Below are 16,125 nucleotides of genomic sequence, written 5' to 3'. Positions count from 1 at the left end.
TTCTCTCCTTACTAAGATGTATATAAAATTATGTATTTGTATCTATATTTAACACTCTTATTATCACTTTACATCAGTAATAATAAGAGTGCTAATGAATTGATTAAATTAATTAAATATTATTAGATACATTAAGAAAAATTTACAAATTTAATAAAAATTATATAGTAGTTGGCTTTTTACCCCAATATTGGTAATAAGTACATTCAATGTAGCCGTTAAATAATTTTCTTCTTTTAGTAGCTTTTCGATTAACTAAAAATTCGAATTCCTTGTTACTAGTTAAGATGTAAGTTGATAAATGTGAATGTTGATTCATTAATTTACCAATATAACGATACATTTCTTCGACTTCTTCCCTATCTCCAATTCGTTCACCATATGGAGGGTTTCCAACTAAAGCTACTGGTTCATCGGTATCAATTGTTAATGTATTCACATCTTTAACACTAAATTGGATTATATCTGCCAAACCGACTTCTTCAGCATTACGTTTAGCAATTTCAACCATTTCAGGATCTATATCTGATGCAAACACTCGAATGTCTTTATCGTAATTAGCTTGTTGATCAGCTTCATCTCGCATATCATCATAAATATTGGGAGGCATAATATTCCATTCTTCAGAAACAAAATCTCGATTGAACCCTGGTGCAATATTTTGAGCGATTAAACATGCTTCTATGGCAATAGTACCTGAACCACAGAAAGGATCTATAAAAGGCGTATCTCCCTTCCAATTGGCAAGTCGTACTAGACTCGCTGCCAAGGTTTCTTTAATAGGAGCTTCCCCCTGAGCAATACGATATCCACGACGGTTCAAACCTGAACCTGAGGTATCGATAGTCAATAATACATTATCTTTTAAAATAGCTACCTCAACAGGGTATTTAGCACCACTTTCATTTAACCAGCCTTTTTCATCATAAGCTTTCTTTAAACGTTCAACAATTGCTTTTTTAGTAATAGCTTGACAGTCTGGTACACTATACAGTGTTGATTTAACACTTCTACCTTGAACTGGGAATTGCCCTTCTTTATCAATAATGTTTTCCCAAGGTAGCGATTTTGTTTTTTCAAAAAGTTCATCAAATGTTGAAGCGTTGAAACGACCTACAACAATTTTAATACGATCAGCTGTGCGTAACCATAAATTGCATTGCACAATAGCTTTAGCATCACCTTCAAAAAAGATACGTCCATTTTCAACCTGTGTTTCATAACCGAGTTCTTGGATTTCTTTGGCTACAACAGCCTCTAATCCCATTGGACAAACTGCTAATAATTGGAACATTACGTTTTCTCCTTTTTTATAAATATATTTATATGTTAACAAAATTTATTTATTATGTATGAGTAAAAAACAAAAAGCTCTCCAATCAATGGGAGAGCTAAACTAGTTCATGATATTTCTGTAAGCCATGTTCTGTACCGTTGTACTCATAACGTACACTAGTTGTACTGGTACGTCGGTGGTAACCATCTGTCTACAAATCTTTATATTTCGAATAAAGATGTCTCGTTTATACGTTGAATTCCGCTAAACAAGTGCTCCTACCAAATTTGGATTGCTCACTCGAGGGGTTTACCGCGTTCCACCCTTCATATTTCTATGAAAGCTACGTCACTGTGGCACTTTCAAACTAATTTAACCATATCATAAGACTTAGGTTATTTCGTTGCCGTCAAATTAATGCCTTGATTTATTGTTTCATCAAGCACGAACACTACAATCATCTCAGACTGTGTGAGCATGGACTTTCCTCTATATTTCTATAGCGATTACCCAAAATATCACTTTTGCGATTATATCATAATATTTTATACTATAACAGATATTTTTATAGAATATCTGTTGCTAATTGAATACTTAACATTTTTCAATAAATATCCAATTGATAACACTCATTAATTAAGCTAAGTTAAATTACTTTCCAAAAACAGCTTTTTCTAAGTTTGAAATTCGTTTCAAAATATCAACATTATTGTTTGATGAACTTGAGTTGTTTGAAGAAAATGATTTATTGTCAGAAGGTCTTGATGTTGCCACTCTTAGTCTTAATTCTTCAACTTCTTTTTTTAATTTGTTATTTTCTTCAGACAATTTTACAACTTCATTATTCATATCAGCCATTTTTTGATAATCTGTAATGATATCATCTAAAAAAGCATCTACTTCCTCACGACGATAACCACGGGCCATAGTTTTTTCGAAATCTTTTTCATAGATATCTTTTGCTGAAAGCTTTAAAGAAACATCTGCCATTTTTTCCACCTCATTCGAAACTTTGATCTTGCTCCCACTGCATATCATTTATAAAATCAGTGAGTTCATCAAATGCCACAATATCACAAGTATAGTTTGTTTTATTTATAAAATCAACTAACATCCTTTTAAAGAATTTTGGGCTTCCTTCTTGCTCTTCATCATAAATAAGTATAGTCATATCTGTATGATCTAACATAAACTGATCTGTTTGTTTAAATTGAAATGGTCCTTCATATTCGGTATGATGTACACTTTCCATAAAATCAGCTTCTTGAGCAATTTTATTATACTTCATTTGATTCTGTTCATTCCACTTAGAAGTATGCCCATAAAAAGGCGTTATAATTCCTAATTTTAAATCGGGATACTCAACTCGCAAATCAATAACTACTTCAGCAGTCCATAATTCAATACCAAGTTGTCCTTGAATAAGTACCCACTCAAGCCCTTCATCAATATATTGTAATAATTTATGTTTGATAAAAGCTTTTAAATAATACACTTCAGGTGCGTCATCTTTGAAAATATTTAGTTCAAAAGATTTATACCCTGTTACATACACAGTTTTCAAATGCTCAACATCACCCTTCAATAGTTTGATAAATATAATTTAAATCGTAGTTAACAGCTTTTAACTTCTCATTAAAAAGCTTTTTGCTTGTTCTATAAAAGTGACAATCTACTGATAGTTCTTTATATGACTTAATTAGTAAATCAAACTTATTAGCATTCATATAACTCAATTGAATAATCTGGGGTTTTAATTTAATGAGATTTTCTAACTTAGTGTCTATCGCTTGCGAATAAGGGTAAACTACTTCATAAAAATCATAGTTCGTCTCGGAATTTTTAACAATATTATAGCGATCTTCTATTGTATGTAATTCATTGATTAAATCATTTATCAACATAGTATCCATGAAGACGCCCCCTTATATTCAATTTAATTTATCATAATTTAATCTAACCGTCATTCAAATTGCTAGCCATATAAACAGGATAAATACATTGAAATATTGTTTTACTAGTTAATTAACGTTAAAATAAAGTAGATTAATAATGAAATTCATAGATAAGATTAAAGACTTATTTGTCTATTTCTATTATTATCTATCATAGTTTGAACATATAATCATTTTTTCGTAAATGATTATTAATAGTATTAGTTAGTGTAAGTTTTACATAACCACTATTATATGAATTCAAACTTGTGTGGTGAATTAAATGAATTACCCTAATGGTAAACCTTTTAAGGGAAATACGACTATGGTCGGAAGAAATGGTAAATCGAATTCTAGTAATATAGAATATGGTGGCCGTGGTATGACTCTTGAAAAGGATATTGAACTTTCTAATGATTATTATTTAAAACATGGTAAAGCGGTTATTCATAAAAAGCCAACACCTGTTCAAATCGTTAATGTTCATTATCCCAAGCGAAGTAAAGCAGTTATAAATGAGGCTTACTTTCGTACACCTTCAACTACTGATTATAATGGCGTATATAATGGCTATTATATTGATTTTGAAGCAAAGGAAACTAAAAATAAAACATCTTTTCCTTTGAATAATATTCATGATCATCAAGTAGAACATATGAAAAATGCATTTCTTCAAAAAGGAATTGTATTTTTAATTATAAGATTTAAATTACTTGATGAAGTATATTTATTGCCATTTTCCAAATTTCAAAAATATTGGGATAGATATAAAAATGAAATAAAAAAATCAATAACAGTTGAAGAAATAAGAAAAAATAGTTACTATATTCCTTATCAGTATCAACCAAGATTAAATTACCTCAATGCAGTTGATAAGTTGATATTAGATGAAAGTGAGGACCGCGTATGACGGAAAATAAAGGATCTTCTCAACCTAAAAATGGTAAAAATGGGAAGTCCAAAGCAAAAAAGAATAAGAATGTGAAAAGAACGATTATCAAGATTATTGGCTTTTTATTAATTGCCTTTATCGTTTTAGTTCTATTAGGCATTTTATTATTTGCGTATTATGCATGGAAAGCTCCTGCATTTACCGAATCTAAATTACAAGATCCTAAACCGGCAGAAATTTACGACAGAAATGGTGACTTAGTAAAAAAATTAGATAACGGCGCAAGAAGAGAACATGTTGAGTTAAAAGATGTTCCTAAAAATATGAGAAATGCTGTGTTAGCAACTGAAGATAACCGATTCTATGACCACGGTGCAATTGACTATAAACGTTTATTTGGTGCCATTGGTAAAAACTTGACTGGTGGATTTGGTTCACAAGGTGCATCTACTTTAACACAACAAGTAGTTAAACGAGCATTCTTAAGTGAAGAGAAATCTATCGGACGTAAAGCACAAGAAGCTTACCTATCCTACCGTCTAGAACAAGAGTACAGTAAAGATGAAATCTTCCAAATGTACTTAAATAAAATTTATTATTCAGATGGTGTTTATGGCGTTAAAGCTGCAGCTAAATATTACTTCAATAAAGATTTGAAAGATTTAAATCTTGCGGAAGAAGCATATTTAGCAGGTTTACCACAGGTGCCTAACCTTTATAATATTTACGACAACCCTAAACAAGCGGAAAATCGTAAAAACACTGTACTCTACTTAATGCATTATCACAACAGAATTTCTGATAAAGAGTATAATGCTGCTAAAAAAATTAACTTAAAAGCTAATTTAGTAGATCGTACAGCTAAGGAACGTCAAATTGGCACTGATAACTCTGATTCAGAATACGATTCATATGTAAACTTTGTTAAATCTGAATTGATGAATAATAAAGAATTCAAGAATAAAAACTTGAGTGATGTTCTTCAAAGTGGAATTAAGATTTACACAAATATGGACAAAGATGTTCAAAAAACATTACAAGATCGTATAGATAACGGTAATTACTATAAAAATGAAGACCAACGTGTTGGTTCTACAATTCTTGATAGTAAGACTGGTGGCTTAGTCGCAATTTCTGGAGGTCGTAACTTCAAAGACGTTGTTGACAATAACGCTGCAACTGATGCGCATTTAACTGGTTCATCATTGAAACCGTTCTTAGCTTATGGTCCAGCTATTGAAAACATGCAATGGGCTACGAATCATGCAATTCAAGACGAATCAAGCTATTCAATTGATGGTGGTACATTCCGTAACTATGATGGAAATGGACATGGTACTGTAACTGCGTATGATGCGTTAAGACAAAGTTTCAACATTCCAGCGCTTAAAACTTGGCAACAAGTTAATTCACAAGCTGGAGATAATGCAGTTAAGAAATTCGCATCAAAAGTTGGATTAGATTATCAAAGTGACATCGGTCCTTCTGATGTACTTGGTGGTGGCGCTTCTGAGTTCTCACCTACTCAATTAGCATCTGCTTTCGCAGCAATTGCTAACGGTGGTACTTACAATAACGCACATTCTATCCAAAAAGTTGTAACAGCTGATGATGACACAATTGAGTTTGACCATACAAGTCATAAAGCTATGAAAGACTACACTTCTTATATGTTAGCTGAAATGCTTACAGGTACATTCAAAGCCTATGGTTCAGCCTATGGACATGGCGTATCAGGCGTTACTATGGGTGCTAAAACTGGTACAAGTACTTATGGTACTGAAATTAACCAACAATATAACCTACCTGATAACGCTGCAAAAGACGTTTGGATTAATGGTTTCACACCTAAATACACAATGTCTATCTGGATGGGCTTCAGTGAAATTAAAGAAGGTGGCGTTAACTCATTCTTAGGTCACTCAGAACAAGAATATCCACAATATTTATATGAGGATGTTATGTCTGATATTACTTCAAGTGATGATGGTGACTTCAAGAAACCAGATTCAGTTAACGGCTCAAGTGCTGATAATTTATCAGTAAGTGGTCATCCAGATAACAACACGACTAATCGTGAAGTAAATGGTAGCAGTGGCTCAAGTTCATCAAATAGCTCAAATAATTCAAATAACTCAAGTAATTCTAATACTAGTAACACTAATAATAGTGGCAATACTAATTCAGGAACTACAAACAATAATTCAACAACACAAGGTACTAATACTGTCGGAAGTACACTTTCAAACATCTTTAATTTAAATAGTATTTTCGATTTTAAAAAGTCCTCATAGTGTTTTTGAAATGTTAAATAATTAAAAGAAGGCAATTTCTATTACATCAAATAGAAATTGCCTTTCTTTATATTCATTGATACAAAATTAATTATTTGAATATAAATATAGCCAGTAGATGAATTAAATAACTCATTTTACTGGCTACTTACTGTTATAGTATTAACTTTGTCGCTTTCTTCTAATTTGGTAAGACGCATTCATTTTGATTAACTCACTTTTTAAAGTCTTCATTTGACTATAACCCATAAAGTGATATTTTCTAACTAACATATATTGATAGCGTTCTTCAAAGTTCATTGGAACTACTGGGTATTGATCTAATAATTTGAAATTAATAGTTTCAACTTCATTAATTTCTTTAAAAAATCGAATTATTAAGTCAAAGTACTTATCGATTACTGGCTTAGCGTTTGGTGAATTTAATGCTCTTTGTTTAGTGTATTCATCAAGTAACTCTTCAATTTCTTCAAATTCTTGTTTATTAATCATTTAATCAAGCTTCCTTTAATTGTCCTTTCATACGTTTTTGCCCTTCTCTACAATCATCTAGTAAGGGACATATGTCACACTTAGGCTTTCTAGCTAAACAATGGTAGCGACCAAAGAAGATAAGTTGATGATGACTTCTACTCCATCTTTCCTTTGGAATGATACTACATAATCTATCCTCTACTTGTGTTACATTATCTTTCCATCTATTAATTCCTAGTCGCTTAGAAACACGTTCAACATGCGTATCAACTGCTAATGATGGCTCATCGAAAGCTACACTCATAACAACATTTGCTGTTTTACGACCGACTCCAGCTAAACTTTCTAATTCTTTATGAGTACTCGGAATTTGACCATTGAATTGTTCGAGTAGTGACTGACATAGCTTTTGTATATTTTTCGCTTTGTTACGATATAAGCCAATCGAACGTATATCATTTTGCAGTTCTTCGATATCCACATTTAAATAGTCTTGAGGCGTTTTATACTTTTGAAAAAGCGTACGTGTAACTTTATTTACTAAATTATCGGTACATTGAGCTGATAAAAGGACTGCAATTGTTAATTCGAAAGCATTATCATGTTTGAGCTCGCATTCTGCATTTGGAAACATATCAGCTATGACATCTATCATTTCTAGTGCTTTCTTCTTACTTATCATCTAACTTCTCCCCATTTAACCAATCAAATTTTGGTATATGATTAACCGTATGTGTCATAGATGGCTTGTTAAATTGTTCTCTTATTTTCTTAGATTCTTCAGTAGTTGTGACATTATTCTTTTTCCAATTTAACAATATACGATCTACGTACTTGAAACTAAGTTTATCATGACTATATGCTTCATCTAACGCTGCTCTAATTAAAGTAAAGTCATGCTTGTCTACGTCAATCCATTGATTAAGTGTTTCAATTTCATATGGTGAAATAGGTCTAGCAAACAAGGATTCTATATATTGGAAAAGATCTTTAAAATTTTGTTGAGCTTGATTTGTTAGTTGTTTTGAATGATCTTGAGATAAAATATTGCTTAATTTTTCATAGAAACCATCTAAATTCATATATTCCGTAAATTTACCTTCTTCGTCCTTTTTCACATGAAGTTGCAATAAATCCCTTTGAATTAAATGCTGAATGATGCTAGTTATTTCACGTGGTTCCATATCTGAGCCTAATTTCAATTCATCGATGGATGGTTGTTTATTTGATGTTTCAGAGGCATAAATCAATTTAATTAAAACAATTAAATCTTTTTCTGTCAGTCCTAATTCACTATAATGGTCAAATAATTCTCTTCTAACGACGACAGGACGTGTTTTGAGTTGAATTTTATTCAAATTGATATTCCTCCTCTTTAAAGTTGAAAAAGCGTCCAGTCAACATGCTGACTGGACGAGTAAATTAATATGGTATGTGGGATTAGAACTTATGGATATAAACGATTTAATAATCGTGGGAATGGAGCAGTTTCTCTTACGTGTTCCACACCAGAAATCCAAGCAACAGTTCTTTCTAACCCTAATCCAAATCCGCTATGTGGCACACTACCATAACGACGTAAGTCTAAATAATAGTTATAACTTTCAGCGTCTAATTGATGTTCATCTATACGTTGTTCTAATAATTCTAAATCATTAATACGTTCAGAACCACCAATGATTTCACCATAACCCTCTGGTGCAATCAAATCTGCACATAAAACAGTTTCTTCATTCTCTGGATTTGGTTGCATATAGAATGGTTTAATTTTAGTTGGATAATTTGTAATAAATACCGGTAAATCATAATGATTTGCAATAGCAGTTTCATGTGGTGCACCGAAATCCTCGCCCCACTCAATATCATTGAAACCTTCTTCTTTTAAGAACTTAATTGCATCATCATAAGAAATTCTTGGGAAAGGTGCTGAAACCTTTTCAAGTTTGCTCGTATCTCGATCTAGTGCTTTAAGTTCTAATTGACAATTTTTAAGTACAGATTTAACGACATGTGATACATACTGTTCTTGAACTTCTAAACTTTCCACGTGATTTGTAAATGCCATTTCTGGTTCAATCATCCAGAATTCAATCAAATGGCGTCGAGTTTTAGATTTTTCAGCTCTGAAAGTTGGTCCGAATGAGAATACACGACCATGAGCCATTGCAGCTGCTTCCATATATAATTGACCACTTTGAGAAAGGAATGCATCTTCATCAAAGTACTTAGTATGGAACAATTCACTTGTTCCTTCTGGAGCACTTGCTGTTAAGATTGGAGGATCAATTTTAGTGAATCCATTTTCATTAAAGAATTCGTATGTTGCTCTAATAATTTCATTTCTGATTTTCATAACAGCATGTTGTTTTTTTGAACGCAACCATAAATGTCTATGATCCATTAAAAATTCAGTACCGTGATTTTTAGGTGTAATTGGATAATCATGTGCTTCGTGAATAACTTCAATTGATTTCACTTGCATTTCGTAGCCTAAATCTGAACGGTTATCTTCTGTTATAACACCAGTCACATAAAGTGATGATTCTTGTGTAATTTCTTTAGCTAGTTGGAATGTTTCGTCAGAAACCTCTGATTTAACCACTACACCTTGCATAAAGCCACTACCATCACGTAATTGTAAAAAGGCAATCTTGCCACTTGAACGTTTATTTGTTAACCAAGCACCAATAGTCACTTCTTGGTTAAGATGTTGTTTAGCTTGTTTAATCGTTGTTTTCATAACCAATCTCCTAATTGTCATTCTTTGTAATCAATACTTATTTATTTTAACAAAATAAATTGTGAAGTTCTAGCATGTGAACACGCTATCTCAATGTATAACAGTTTGAATCATTTATTAGCATCAATATTATGTTGGATTTTGTTAACAAGTTTGCTGAATTGTTTAATGTCGCCCTTTTTTTGCTTATAATTTTCTAAAGTTTGAGCAAAAAAGTTTTTATAGTTACTGCTTACAAGACGATCATCAAAAGAGACAATCAACCCTTGATCATCTTCATTGCGAATTAAACGACCTAAACCTTGTCTAAAACGAGTAACTGCGTCAGGTAAAACATAGTCCTTAAAGGTAGAATCAAATTCAGAATCCATAAGCCAATGTTTCGTATTGTATTTATTCATAAATGGAAGTTTAGCTATCATAACACATTTAATACCCTTAGCTTGATAATCAAAACCTTCGAAAAACGTTGATGTGCCAAGTAAAATTGTCTTATCAAAATTATTAAATTGTTGAACAATTTTATAGTTTTGATTTTGTTGTTGTGTAAGTACTACATAGTCTTCAAAAGTGGGTAATTCATTTAATAACTCTTGTACCATGTGCATCATACGGTAGCTTGTAAATAACACTAAACATTTCGAATCAGTGATTGTTACATACTCTTGAATATAATCCACTATAGATGCTACGTAATCATCGATATTTTTGAAGTTATAAGAACTAACATCACTAGGAATATACACGTTCGTATTCGCGTGATTAGATAGTGTCGATGGAACTTGATACGTGTTAAAATGCACATCTTCTTTAAACCAATTTTTAAAGGCATCAAACTTATGATTAAACGTCAATGTTCCAGAAATAAATGTTAATGAATTAAATTTATCTAAAACGCGAGTCGTTAAAATATCACGAACTGCATAATCTTTAACAATCAATTTAATAGTTGACTTTTGAGTTAGATTCCTAATGGATAAGTACGCAGTATGTTTATCTTTTAAACTCTGCTCTATATTTCGATAAGTATCATTAATATATAAAAGTTGTTTGCGTAAAGTCTTAATCGTTTTGTGCGTCATACCATTAAAAATTTCTAATGTCTTATTTATCTTATCAACAATCAAATGCAAATCTTTAAGTATCTGAGTTGAATCAAATTCAAATACATAATGGTGTCGATGTATATCATCATCATAAACGTCAGAGTTTTGAATGATTTCGAATATATGATTAAATAGACGTTCATTTAAATCATGTATTTCTGATATATTCATTTTTAAACCGAATACATCTATCGGTGCGATATCTAAACGTTCTAAAATTCGTTGTTGTTCTAGTTTATCAATCGCTTTTAATAATTTTTCATTTTCATTTTTTCCTATTAAACCAAGTTGATATTTTAAATCTGAATAATCGAGATCATTAGTGACTTGGTTTAATGCATAGTCAGGTAAACGATGTGCCTCATCAATTATACAATCATCGAAAAGTTGATAAATTGAATTCTCTTGGTCTGAGTGTATGAGATGTGCATGATTAGTGATTCCGATTTGAATATGATGTGCATTTCGTTTGATGTAATTGTAATAATGCATATCATGTCTAACTGGTACATAAGTTTCAATCTTTTGGTCAAAATACATTTTCTGACCACCTTTAAGATTTAAATCTTGAATATCTCCAGTTTCCGTTTCGATAATCCAGGTCAATAATTGCATTTTTAAAATATTAACTTCATAGTTGGTAGTTTCATCTTTTAAAATCTGACTAATTAAGCCAAGTGAAATGTATTCAGATTTACTTTTTATAAGTGTGGCATTAATTTTAAAGTTTAGTGCTTGATTGATACTCGGAATATCTTTTAGCAAAAGTTGATTTTGCAACAGTTTAGTATTAGTCGAAATCATGACATGACGTCCAGTTTCAATGTTATACATCAATGCTGCCAAAAGATATGCCAATGACTTTCCACTACCTAAAGGAGCTTCAATCATCGCTTTATCATTGTGCATGAGTTGCTCTAGGATGATTTCAGATAAATATAGTTGTTGTGGACGATATGTTAGATTAAGTGATTTAACTACTTCACTATACAAATCTTTAAGTGATCCATTAAATGATGTTTTAGGCGCTTTTAAATCAATTTGCTTTTTATAAATTATTTGTTCGAATTGACCGTATTGATTATCTAAAGGTGAATTTTCATGTTGACGTACCATTTCAAACAAGACATTAAATAAGTCATATTTTAAATTTTTACTTAAATAATAGAGTTGTTTTAATGTATCTATAGGTAGTTGTTCAAACTTTTGAAAGGCTTTAATCATTAGTAATGCAGTAGTAGTAGCGTCTTCATCAGCCCTATGTGCGTTGTCTAAGGGTATGTCGTGTGCCTCTGCTAATTCACTAAGTTGATAACTCTTATCTGTAGGATAAGCAATTTTAAATAATTCTAACGTATCCAGGACCTTTTTAGGTTTAAAATCTATATTACAGTTTTGAAAGGCCTTTTTTATAAAATTTAAGTCAAAATCAACATTATGAGCAACGAACACACGATCTTTCAATTGTTTGTAAATTTCTTGTGCAATTTCATGAAAATAAGGGGCTTGCTCTAACATGGTATCTTCAATAGAAGTCAATGCTTGGATAAATGGTGGAATATCCAAATCGGTACGAATCATAGAATGATAAGTCCCAGATATTTTATTGTTACTTACAAAAGTAATACCAATTTGTATAATTTCATCATAATCAAGTTGATTGCCAGTTGTCTCTAGATCTACAACTGCATAACTTGTGTGTCCCATAACTAACTCTCCTTATCTTCATGTCATTCGCTTTATATATCTATATCCGCACTAATAAGGCGTCTAACGTCATTATTTTCATCTCTAACTATTAAGAAACCATCGTTATCAATATCGATTGCTTCACCTATAAATTGTTTGTCGTTTTCAGTGAAACGCAATTGGCGTTGCCATATATTTGAGGCTTCAATATACTCATTTCGAATTTCTGTAAAAGGCTTTGTTAAAAATTGTGAATATCGTTTTTCGATTGATGAAATGAGCTTTTTTAAAAATGAGTATCGATTAATTTTATTATTACTATGTAAACGAATGCTTGTTGCTCTCTGTTTAATATCATCAGAAAAATCACTGTCACTGTGGTTTAAATTAATACCAATACCACAAATAATAGCGTCAATTGAATCGTAATTTGCTATCATTTCAGTTAAAAAACCACATACTTTTTTATCAGCAATATATATATCGTTCGGCCATTTAATTTCTACTTTATCATTCGTGAAAGATTGTATTGCATCTCTAATTCCTAAAGCAACAAACAAGTTGAATTTTGGAATCATTGAAAAAGGTACATTTGGACGCAATACTAGAGACATCCATAAGCCTTTTCCTTTTGAAGAAGCCCAATTACGATTAAATCGACCTCTTCCTTTTGTTTGTTCGTCACTTAATATAATCATAGACTTATTATTATCTACCAATTCTTGCTTAGCAATAATCTGAGTTGATTCAACACTTTTAAATACTTTTATCTCCGAAGCTAGTTGTGAATTTTTTAAAATATAAGATACGATTCCATTATACCAACTATCTGGGAGTTCATTTAATTGGTGGCCTTTATGATTGATTGATTCGATTTTGCAACCATCTTTTTTTAATTGATCAATGACTTTTTTAACAGCTGCTCTAGAAATGTTTAGCTGATTAGCAATATATTGTCCCGAAATATATTCAGATTGATGCATATATAGCATACGTATAACATCTTGACTATATTTTGACATTCTCTTTCACCCACTTCAATAATTCATCTTTTAAATTTGGAACTTTATTTGTTAACACATCAATTTCTATTTGTCTAAGAACTTCTTTCAGCCAAGGACCACTTTTTTTAGACGTAATTCTAAGTATATCTCCACCATTAATATTTAGCTCTCTACGACTTCTAATAGGTAAATGTTGATCAATTTCTTTTATTGATTGAAGATTAAATATTAACGGAGAGGCTATTTTAATGTTATTGTCTTCAAGTATTGAATTAATAGCAATGATATCTATGATATTATTTATACCATAGTCATAAACGAATAATTTTAATTGTTCTTTAGATGAAACTTGAGGCATCTCTATCATTATTTTATGATATTGATTGATTTTAGTTTTCTCATTGTTGCTTATTTTTAAGTCAGAAAGTGAAGTGTTTGTTTGTTCAACAGTCAATAATATTGCTATCCATAATTCAAAGCTTATTGGTGAATTAACTTTAGTTTGCTTCATATCAAGACTTCTAAAGAAAGGTACATAATTAAAGAAATTCAAATCTATTAGGTTTAAGTAGCTTTGGCTTACATTTTGGCCTTTAATTAATTTTTTTAATTCCACGACAATGCGTTCTATAGATAAATGTTCTACATCTGCGATTTGATGTTTCATCGCCTCAAAAGTATCACCTTCTATAGTAAAATTCAATTGGGATTGAAAGCGTAAGCCTCTTAAAATGCGTAATGCATCCTCTTTAAACCGTTCTTTAGCATCACCAACAGTTTTAATAATATGTTGATTTAATGCTACATCACCTTCAAAATAGTCATAAATATTAAAATTTTTATCCATGGCAATTGCATTAATTGTAAAGTCACGACGTTGTAAATCTTCTTTTAAATCACGAACGAAATAGACTTCACTAGGTCTACGATGATCAACATACTCTGCTTCAGCTCTGAAGGTTGTTACTTCATAATTAGTTCCTTGATACACCACATTTATAGTGCCATGCTCTCTCCCGATTGGGATAGTCTTTTCAAATATTGATTCTATTTCATCTGGTGTAGCACTAGTAGTAATATCGATGTCGTGAATGTGTCTGTTCATTAAGTAATCTCTCACCGATCCACCAACGAAATATGCTTCAAATCCATGTTGTTCTATTTTTTCTAAAATGGGTTTTGCTTGATTAAATAGTTCTGTTCCCATACTAATCCTCTTTTTGATTTAACATTTTTCTATAGTAGTGTTCATATTGATCTGTTATTAATTCTGAACCAAATCGTTCGTCAATATCCTTTAACATAGCAGTTTGCATTTTATTATATAATTCTTTATTTGAAAGCAGTTGTAACGCATACTCACTTGCACTAGTGCTATCTCCTATATCCACAATGAAACCAGTCTCATCATGTTTAATAACCTCTTTAATACCACCAGCATTAGAACCTATCGGCACTACTCCTGTTTTCATTGCCTCAAGCAAAGTTAATCCAAAGCTTTCTTTTTCACTTAATAGAAGTACTAAATCAGACATTTGGTAAAATTCACTAACTTGGTCTTGCTTGCCTAAGAATAGTACATCACTATCGATACCTAAGTGACGCGCTAACTTTCTCATGTCTAATAATTCGGGACCGTCTCCTAACAAGATTAATTTACTAGGTATGTTTTTACGAACTTTAGCAAATGTCTCTAATATAGTATCTATGCGTTTCACTTTTCTAAAATTAGATACATGTATAAGTACCTTTTCATCAGGTTTAATACCATATACTTCTTTAAGCGTTTCATCATGACGCGTTGGAAATTCATTTTCACGCACAAAATTATAAATAGGAACAATTTCTTTCTCGGTTTCAATGATAGATTTAGTTTGATGTGCTAAAGAGTGACTCACACTCGTAACAATATCACTTTGTTCAATCCCAAATTTAATGGCGCCTTTGAGAGAGTGGTCGTAACCTAGTACCGTGATATCAGTACCGTGTAACGTGGTCATTATTTTAATATCTTTTCCAGACATTTGACGTGCTAAAATCCCACAAACTGCATGAGGTACTGCATAGTGCATGTGTAATACATCTAAATCATATTCTTTTATAACTTCTGAAATTTTAGTACTCAAAGTAATATCATATGGAGGATATTGAAAGACGGCATATTGATTTACTTCAACTTGATGAAAAGTAATATTAGGTAAAGGTTTACGTATTCTAAAAGGAATATTGGAAGTTATAAAATGTACTTCATGGCCTCTCTCTGCCATTTTTATTCCTAATTCAGTAGCAATAATACCAGAACCGCCCATAGATGGATAACATGTGATACCTATTTTCATGAAAATCTATCCTCCTCTTGTTTATATTTATTTACGTTCAAAACGATTTTTATCTCTAGTGTTGAACTTTTCCATTGTTTCATTAAAACTTTCAGTCATATCAATATCTAATGAATTAGCTATACAAAGTAAAACAAATAAATTGTCTCCTAATTCAGCTTTAATTGTATTATCTTCTTCAGTTTCTTTCTTTTTCTTTTCACCATGATAGTGGTTTATCTCTCTAGCAAGTTCTCCAACCTCTTCTGTTAAACGTGCTAAATTTGCCAGTGGAGAAAAATAACCAGCTTTGAATTGTCCAATGTACGCATCCACTTCATTTTGCATTTCTTTCATAGATTTCATTATGATCACTTTCTCCTTTATTATTAACTCTT

At 31.4% G+C, this 16,125-nt stretch carries 15 protein-coding genes and 1 other RNA gene; 2 read left to right on the top strand and 14 right to left on the bottom strand.

Annotation, left to right across the window (positions count from 1 at the left end):
* Window positions 1-160: 160 nt before the first annotated feature.
* From EQ029_RS06870 to EQ029_RS06850, 5 genes are all read right to left on the bottom strand, one after another.
* Window positions 161-1,294 carry a THUMP domain-containing class I SAM-dependent RNA methyltransferase gene (locus tag EQ029_RS06870; protein WP_037558748.1) on the bottom strand — a complete coding sequence of 378 codons (1,134 nt, stop codon included), beginning with the start codon at window positions 1,292-1,294 and terminating at the stop codon, window positions 161-163.
* A 116-nt stretch (window positions 1,295-1,410) separates the two neighbouring features.
* Window positions 1,411-1,794: RNase P RNA component class B (gene rnpB / locus EQ029_RS06865), an RNA gene on the bottom strand.
* Between the two features lie 133 nt (window positions 1,795-1,927).
* Window positions 1,928-2,266: a cell division regulator GpsB gene (gene gpsB, locus EQ029_RS06860; RefSeq protein WP_011275761.1), complete on the bottom strand. Its 339-nt coding sequence runs from the start codon at window positions 2,264-2,266 to the stop codon at window positions 1,928-1,930.
* Between the two features lie 10 nt (window positions 2,267-2,276).
* On the bottom strand, window positions 2,277-2,840 hold the full coding sequence (locus tag EQ029_RS06855; RefSeq protein ID WP_011275760.1) for an SLOG family protein: 564 nt from the start codon (window positions 2,838-2,840) through the stop codon (window positions 2,277-2,279).
* Window positions 2,841-2,850: 10 nt separating this feature from the next.
* Window positions 2,851-3,189, bottom strand: a complete 339-nt coding sequence (locus EQ029_RS06850) for a DUF1798 family protein (protein ID WP_011275759.1) — start codon at window positions 3,187-3,189, stop codon at window positions 2,851-2,853.
* 304 nt (window positions 3,190-3,493) lie between these two features.
* Between EQ029_RS06850 and recU the strand changes: the two genes are divergently transcribed.
* Both recU and EQ029_RS06840 read left to right on the top strand, forming a co-directional pair.
* Window positions 3,494-4,120: a Holliday junction resolvase RecU gene (recU, locus tag EQ029_RS06845; protein WP_016931249.1), complete on the top strand. Its 627-nt coding sequence runs from the start codon at window positions 3,494-3,496 to the stop codon at window positions 4,118-4,120.
* Window positions 4,117-6,396, top strand: coding sequence for a transglycosylase domain-containing protein (locus tag EQ029_RS06840; protein WP_016931250.1), 2,280 nt, complete (start codon window positions 4,117-4,119; stop codon window positions 6,394-6,396). The genes recU and EQ029_RS06840 overlap by 4 nt, the downstream gene beginning before the upstream one ends.
* Window positions 6,397-6,558: 162 nt before the next feature.
* Here the strand turns inward: EQ029_RS06840 and EQ029_RS06835 are convergent, their stop codons facing one another.
* The 9 genes from EQ029_RS06835 to EQ029_RS06795 form a co-directional block, all read right to left on the bottom strand.
* A complete protein-coding gene (locus EQ029_RS06835) occupies window positions 6,559-6,888 on the bottom strand; it encodes a YpoC family protein (RefSeq protein ID WP_011275756.1) in 330 nt (109 codons plus the stop codon).
* Between the two features lie 4 nt (window positions 6,889-6,892).
* Window positions 6,893-7,552 (bottom strand): endonuclease III, encoded by a 660-nt coding sequence (gene nth, locus EQ029_RS06830; RefSeq protein WP_011275755.1) that lies wholly within the window; start codon window positions 7,550-7,552, stop codon window positions 6,893-6,895.
* The gene (locus tag EQ029_RS06825) at window positions 7,542-8,228 is read right to left on the bottom strand and encodes a DnaD domain-containing protein (protein WP_011275754.1); all 687 of its coding nucleotides are present in this window, start codon (window positions 8,226-8,228) and stop codon (window positions 7,542-7,544) included. Before EQ029_RS06825 ends, nth begins: the two co-directional genes overlap by 11 nt.
* Window positions 8,229-8,317: 89 nt before the next feature.
* Entirely contained in the window at window positions 8,318-9,610 is a 1,293-nt protein-coding gene (gene asnS / locus EQ029_RS06820) for an asparagine--tRNA ligase (RefSeq protein ID WP_011275753.1), read from the bottom strand.
* A 110-nt stretch (window positions 9,611-9,720) separates the two neighbouring features.
* Entirely contained in the window at window positions 9,721-12,423 is a 2,703-nt protein-coding gene (locus tag EQ029_RS06815; RefSeq protein WP_011275752.1) for a helicase C-terminal domain-containing protein, read from the bottom strand.
* A gap of 32 nt (window positions 12,424-12,455) precedes the next feature.
* Complete coding sequence (locus tag EQ029_RS06810; RefSeq protein WP_011275751.1) at window positions 12,456-13,427, bottom strand: biotin--[acetyl-CoA-carboxylase] ligase; 972 nt, start codon at window positions 13,425-13,427, stop codon at window positions 12,456-12,458.
* Window positions 13,414-14,616, bottom strand: a complete 1,203-nt coding sequence (locus tag EQ029_RS06805; protein ID WP_037558740.1) for a CCA tRNA nucleotidyltransferase — start codon at window positions 14,614-14,616, stop codon at window positions 13,414-13,416. Before EQ029_RS06805 ends, EQ029_RS06810 begins: the two co-directional genes overlap by 14 nt.
* Window position 14,617: 1 nt before the next feature.
* Entirely contained in the window at window positions 14,618-15,748 is a 1,131-nt protein-coding gene (gene bshA, locus EQ029_RS06800; protein ID WP_011275749.1) for an N-acetyl-alpha-D-glucosaminyl L-malate synthase BshA, read from the bottom strand.
* Between the two features lie 27 nt (window positions 15,749-15,775).
* Complete coding sequence (locus EQ029_RS06795; protein ID WP_011275748.1) at window positions 15,776-16,093, bottom strand: nucleotide pyrophosphohydrolase; 318 nt, start codon at window positions 16,091-16,093, stop codon at window positions 15,776-15,778.
* Between the last annotated feature and the right edge of the window lie 32 nt (window positions 16,094-16,125).

The organism is Staphylococcus haemolyticus (assembly GCF_006094395.1).
Classification (GTDB): Bacteria; Bacillota; Bacilli; order Staphylococcales; family Staphylococcaceae; genus Staphylococcus; species Staphylococcus haemolyticus.
This window is presented reverse-complemented; position numbering and strand designations above follow the sequence as displayed.

Coding starts and splice junctions, on each gene's coding strand:
- EQ029_RS06805 (WP_037558740.1), bottom strand. CDS start 14,616: ATGGGAACAGAACTATTTAATCAAGCAAAACCCATTTTAGAAAAAATA.
- EQ029_RS06835 (WP_011275756.1), bottom strand. CDS start 6,888: ATGATTAATAAACAAGAATTTGAAGAAATTGAAGAGTTACTTGATGAA.
- recU (WP_016931249.1), top strand. CDS start 3,494: ATGAATTACCCTAATGGTAAACCTTTTAAGGGAAATACGACTATGGTC.
- EQ029_RS06795 (WP_011275748.1), bottom strand. CDS start 16,093: ATGAAATCTATGAAAGAAATGCAAAATGAAGTGGATGCGTACATTGGA.
- bshA (WP_011275749.1), bottom strand. CDS start 15,748: ATGAAAATAGGTATCACATGTTATCCATCTATGGGCGGTTCTGGTATT.
- EQ029_RS06810 (WP_011275751.1), bottom strand. CDS start 13,427: ATGTCAAAATATAGTCAAGATGTTATACGTATGCTATATATGCATCAA.
- EQ029_RS06870 (WP_037558748.1), bottom strand. CDS start 1,294: ATGTTCCAATTATTAGCAGTTTGTCCAATGGGATTAGAGGCTGTTGTA.
- EQ029_RS06850 (WP_011275759.1), bottom strand. CDS start 3,189: ATGGATACTATGTTGATAAATGATTTAATCAATGAATTACATACAATA.
- nth (WP_011275755.1), bottom strand. CDS start 7,552: ATGATAAGTAAGAAGAAAGCACTAGAAATGATAGATGTCATAGCTGAT.
- gpsB (WP_011275761.1), bottom strand. CDS start 2,266: ATGGCAGATGTTTCTTTAAAGCTTTCAGCAAAAGATATCTATGAAAAA.
- asnS (WP_011275753.1), bottom strand. CDS start 9,610: ATGAAAACAACGATTAAACAAGCTAAACAACATCTTAACCAAGAAGTG.
- EQ029_RS06840 (WP_016931250.1), top strand. CDS start 4,117: ATGACGGAAAATAAAGGATCTTCTCAACCTAAAAATGGTAAAAATGGG.
- EQ029_RS06815 (WP_011275752.1), bottom strand. CDS start 12,423: ATGGGACACACAAGTTATGCAGTTGTAGATCTAGAGACAACTGGCAAT.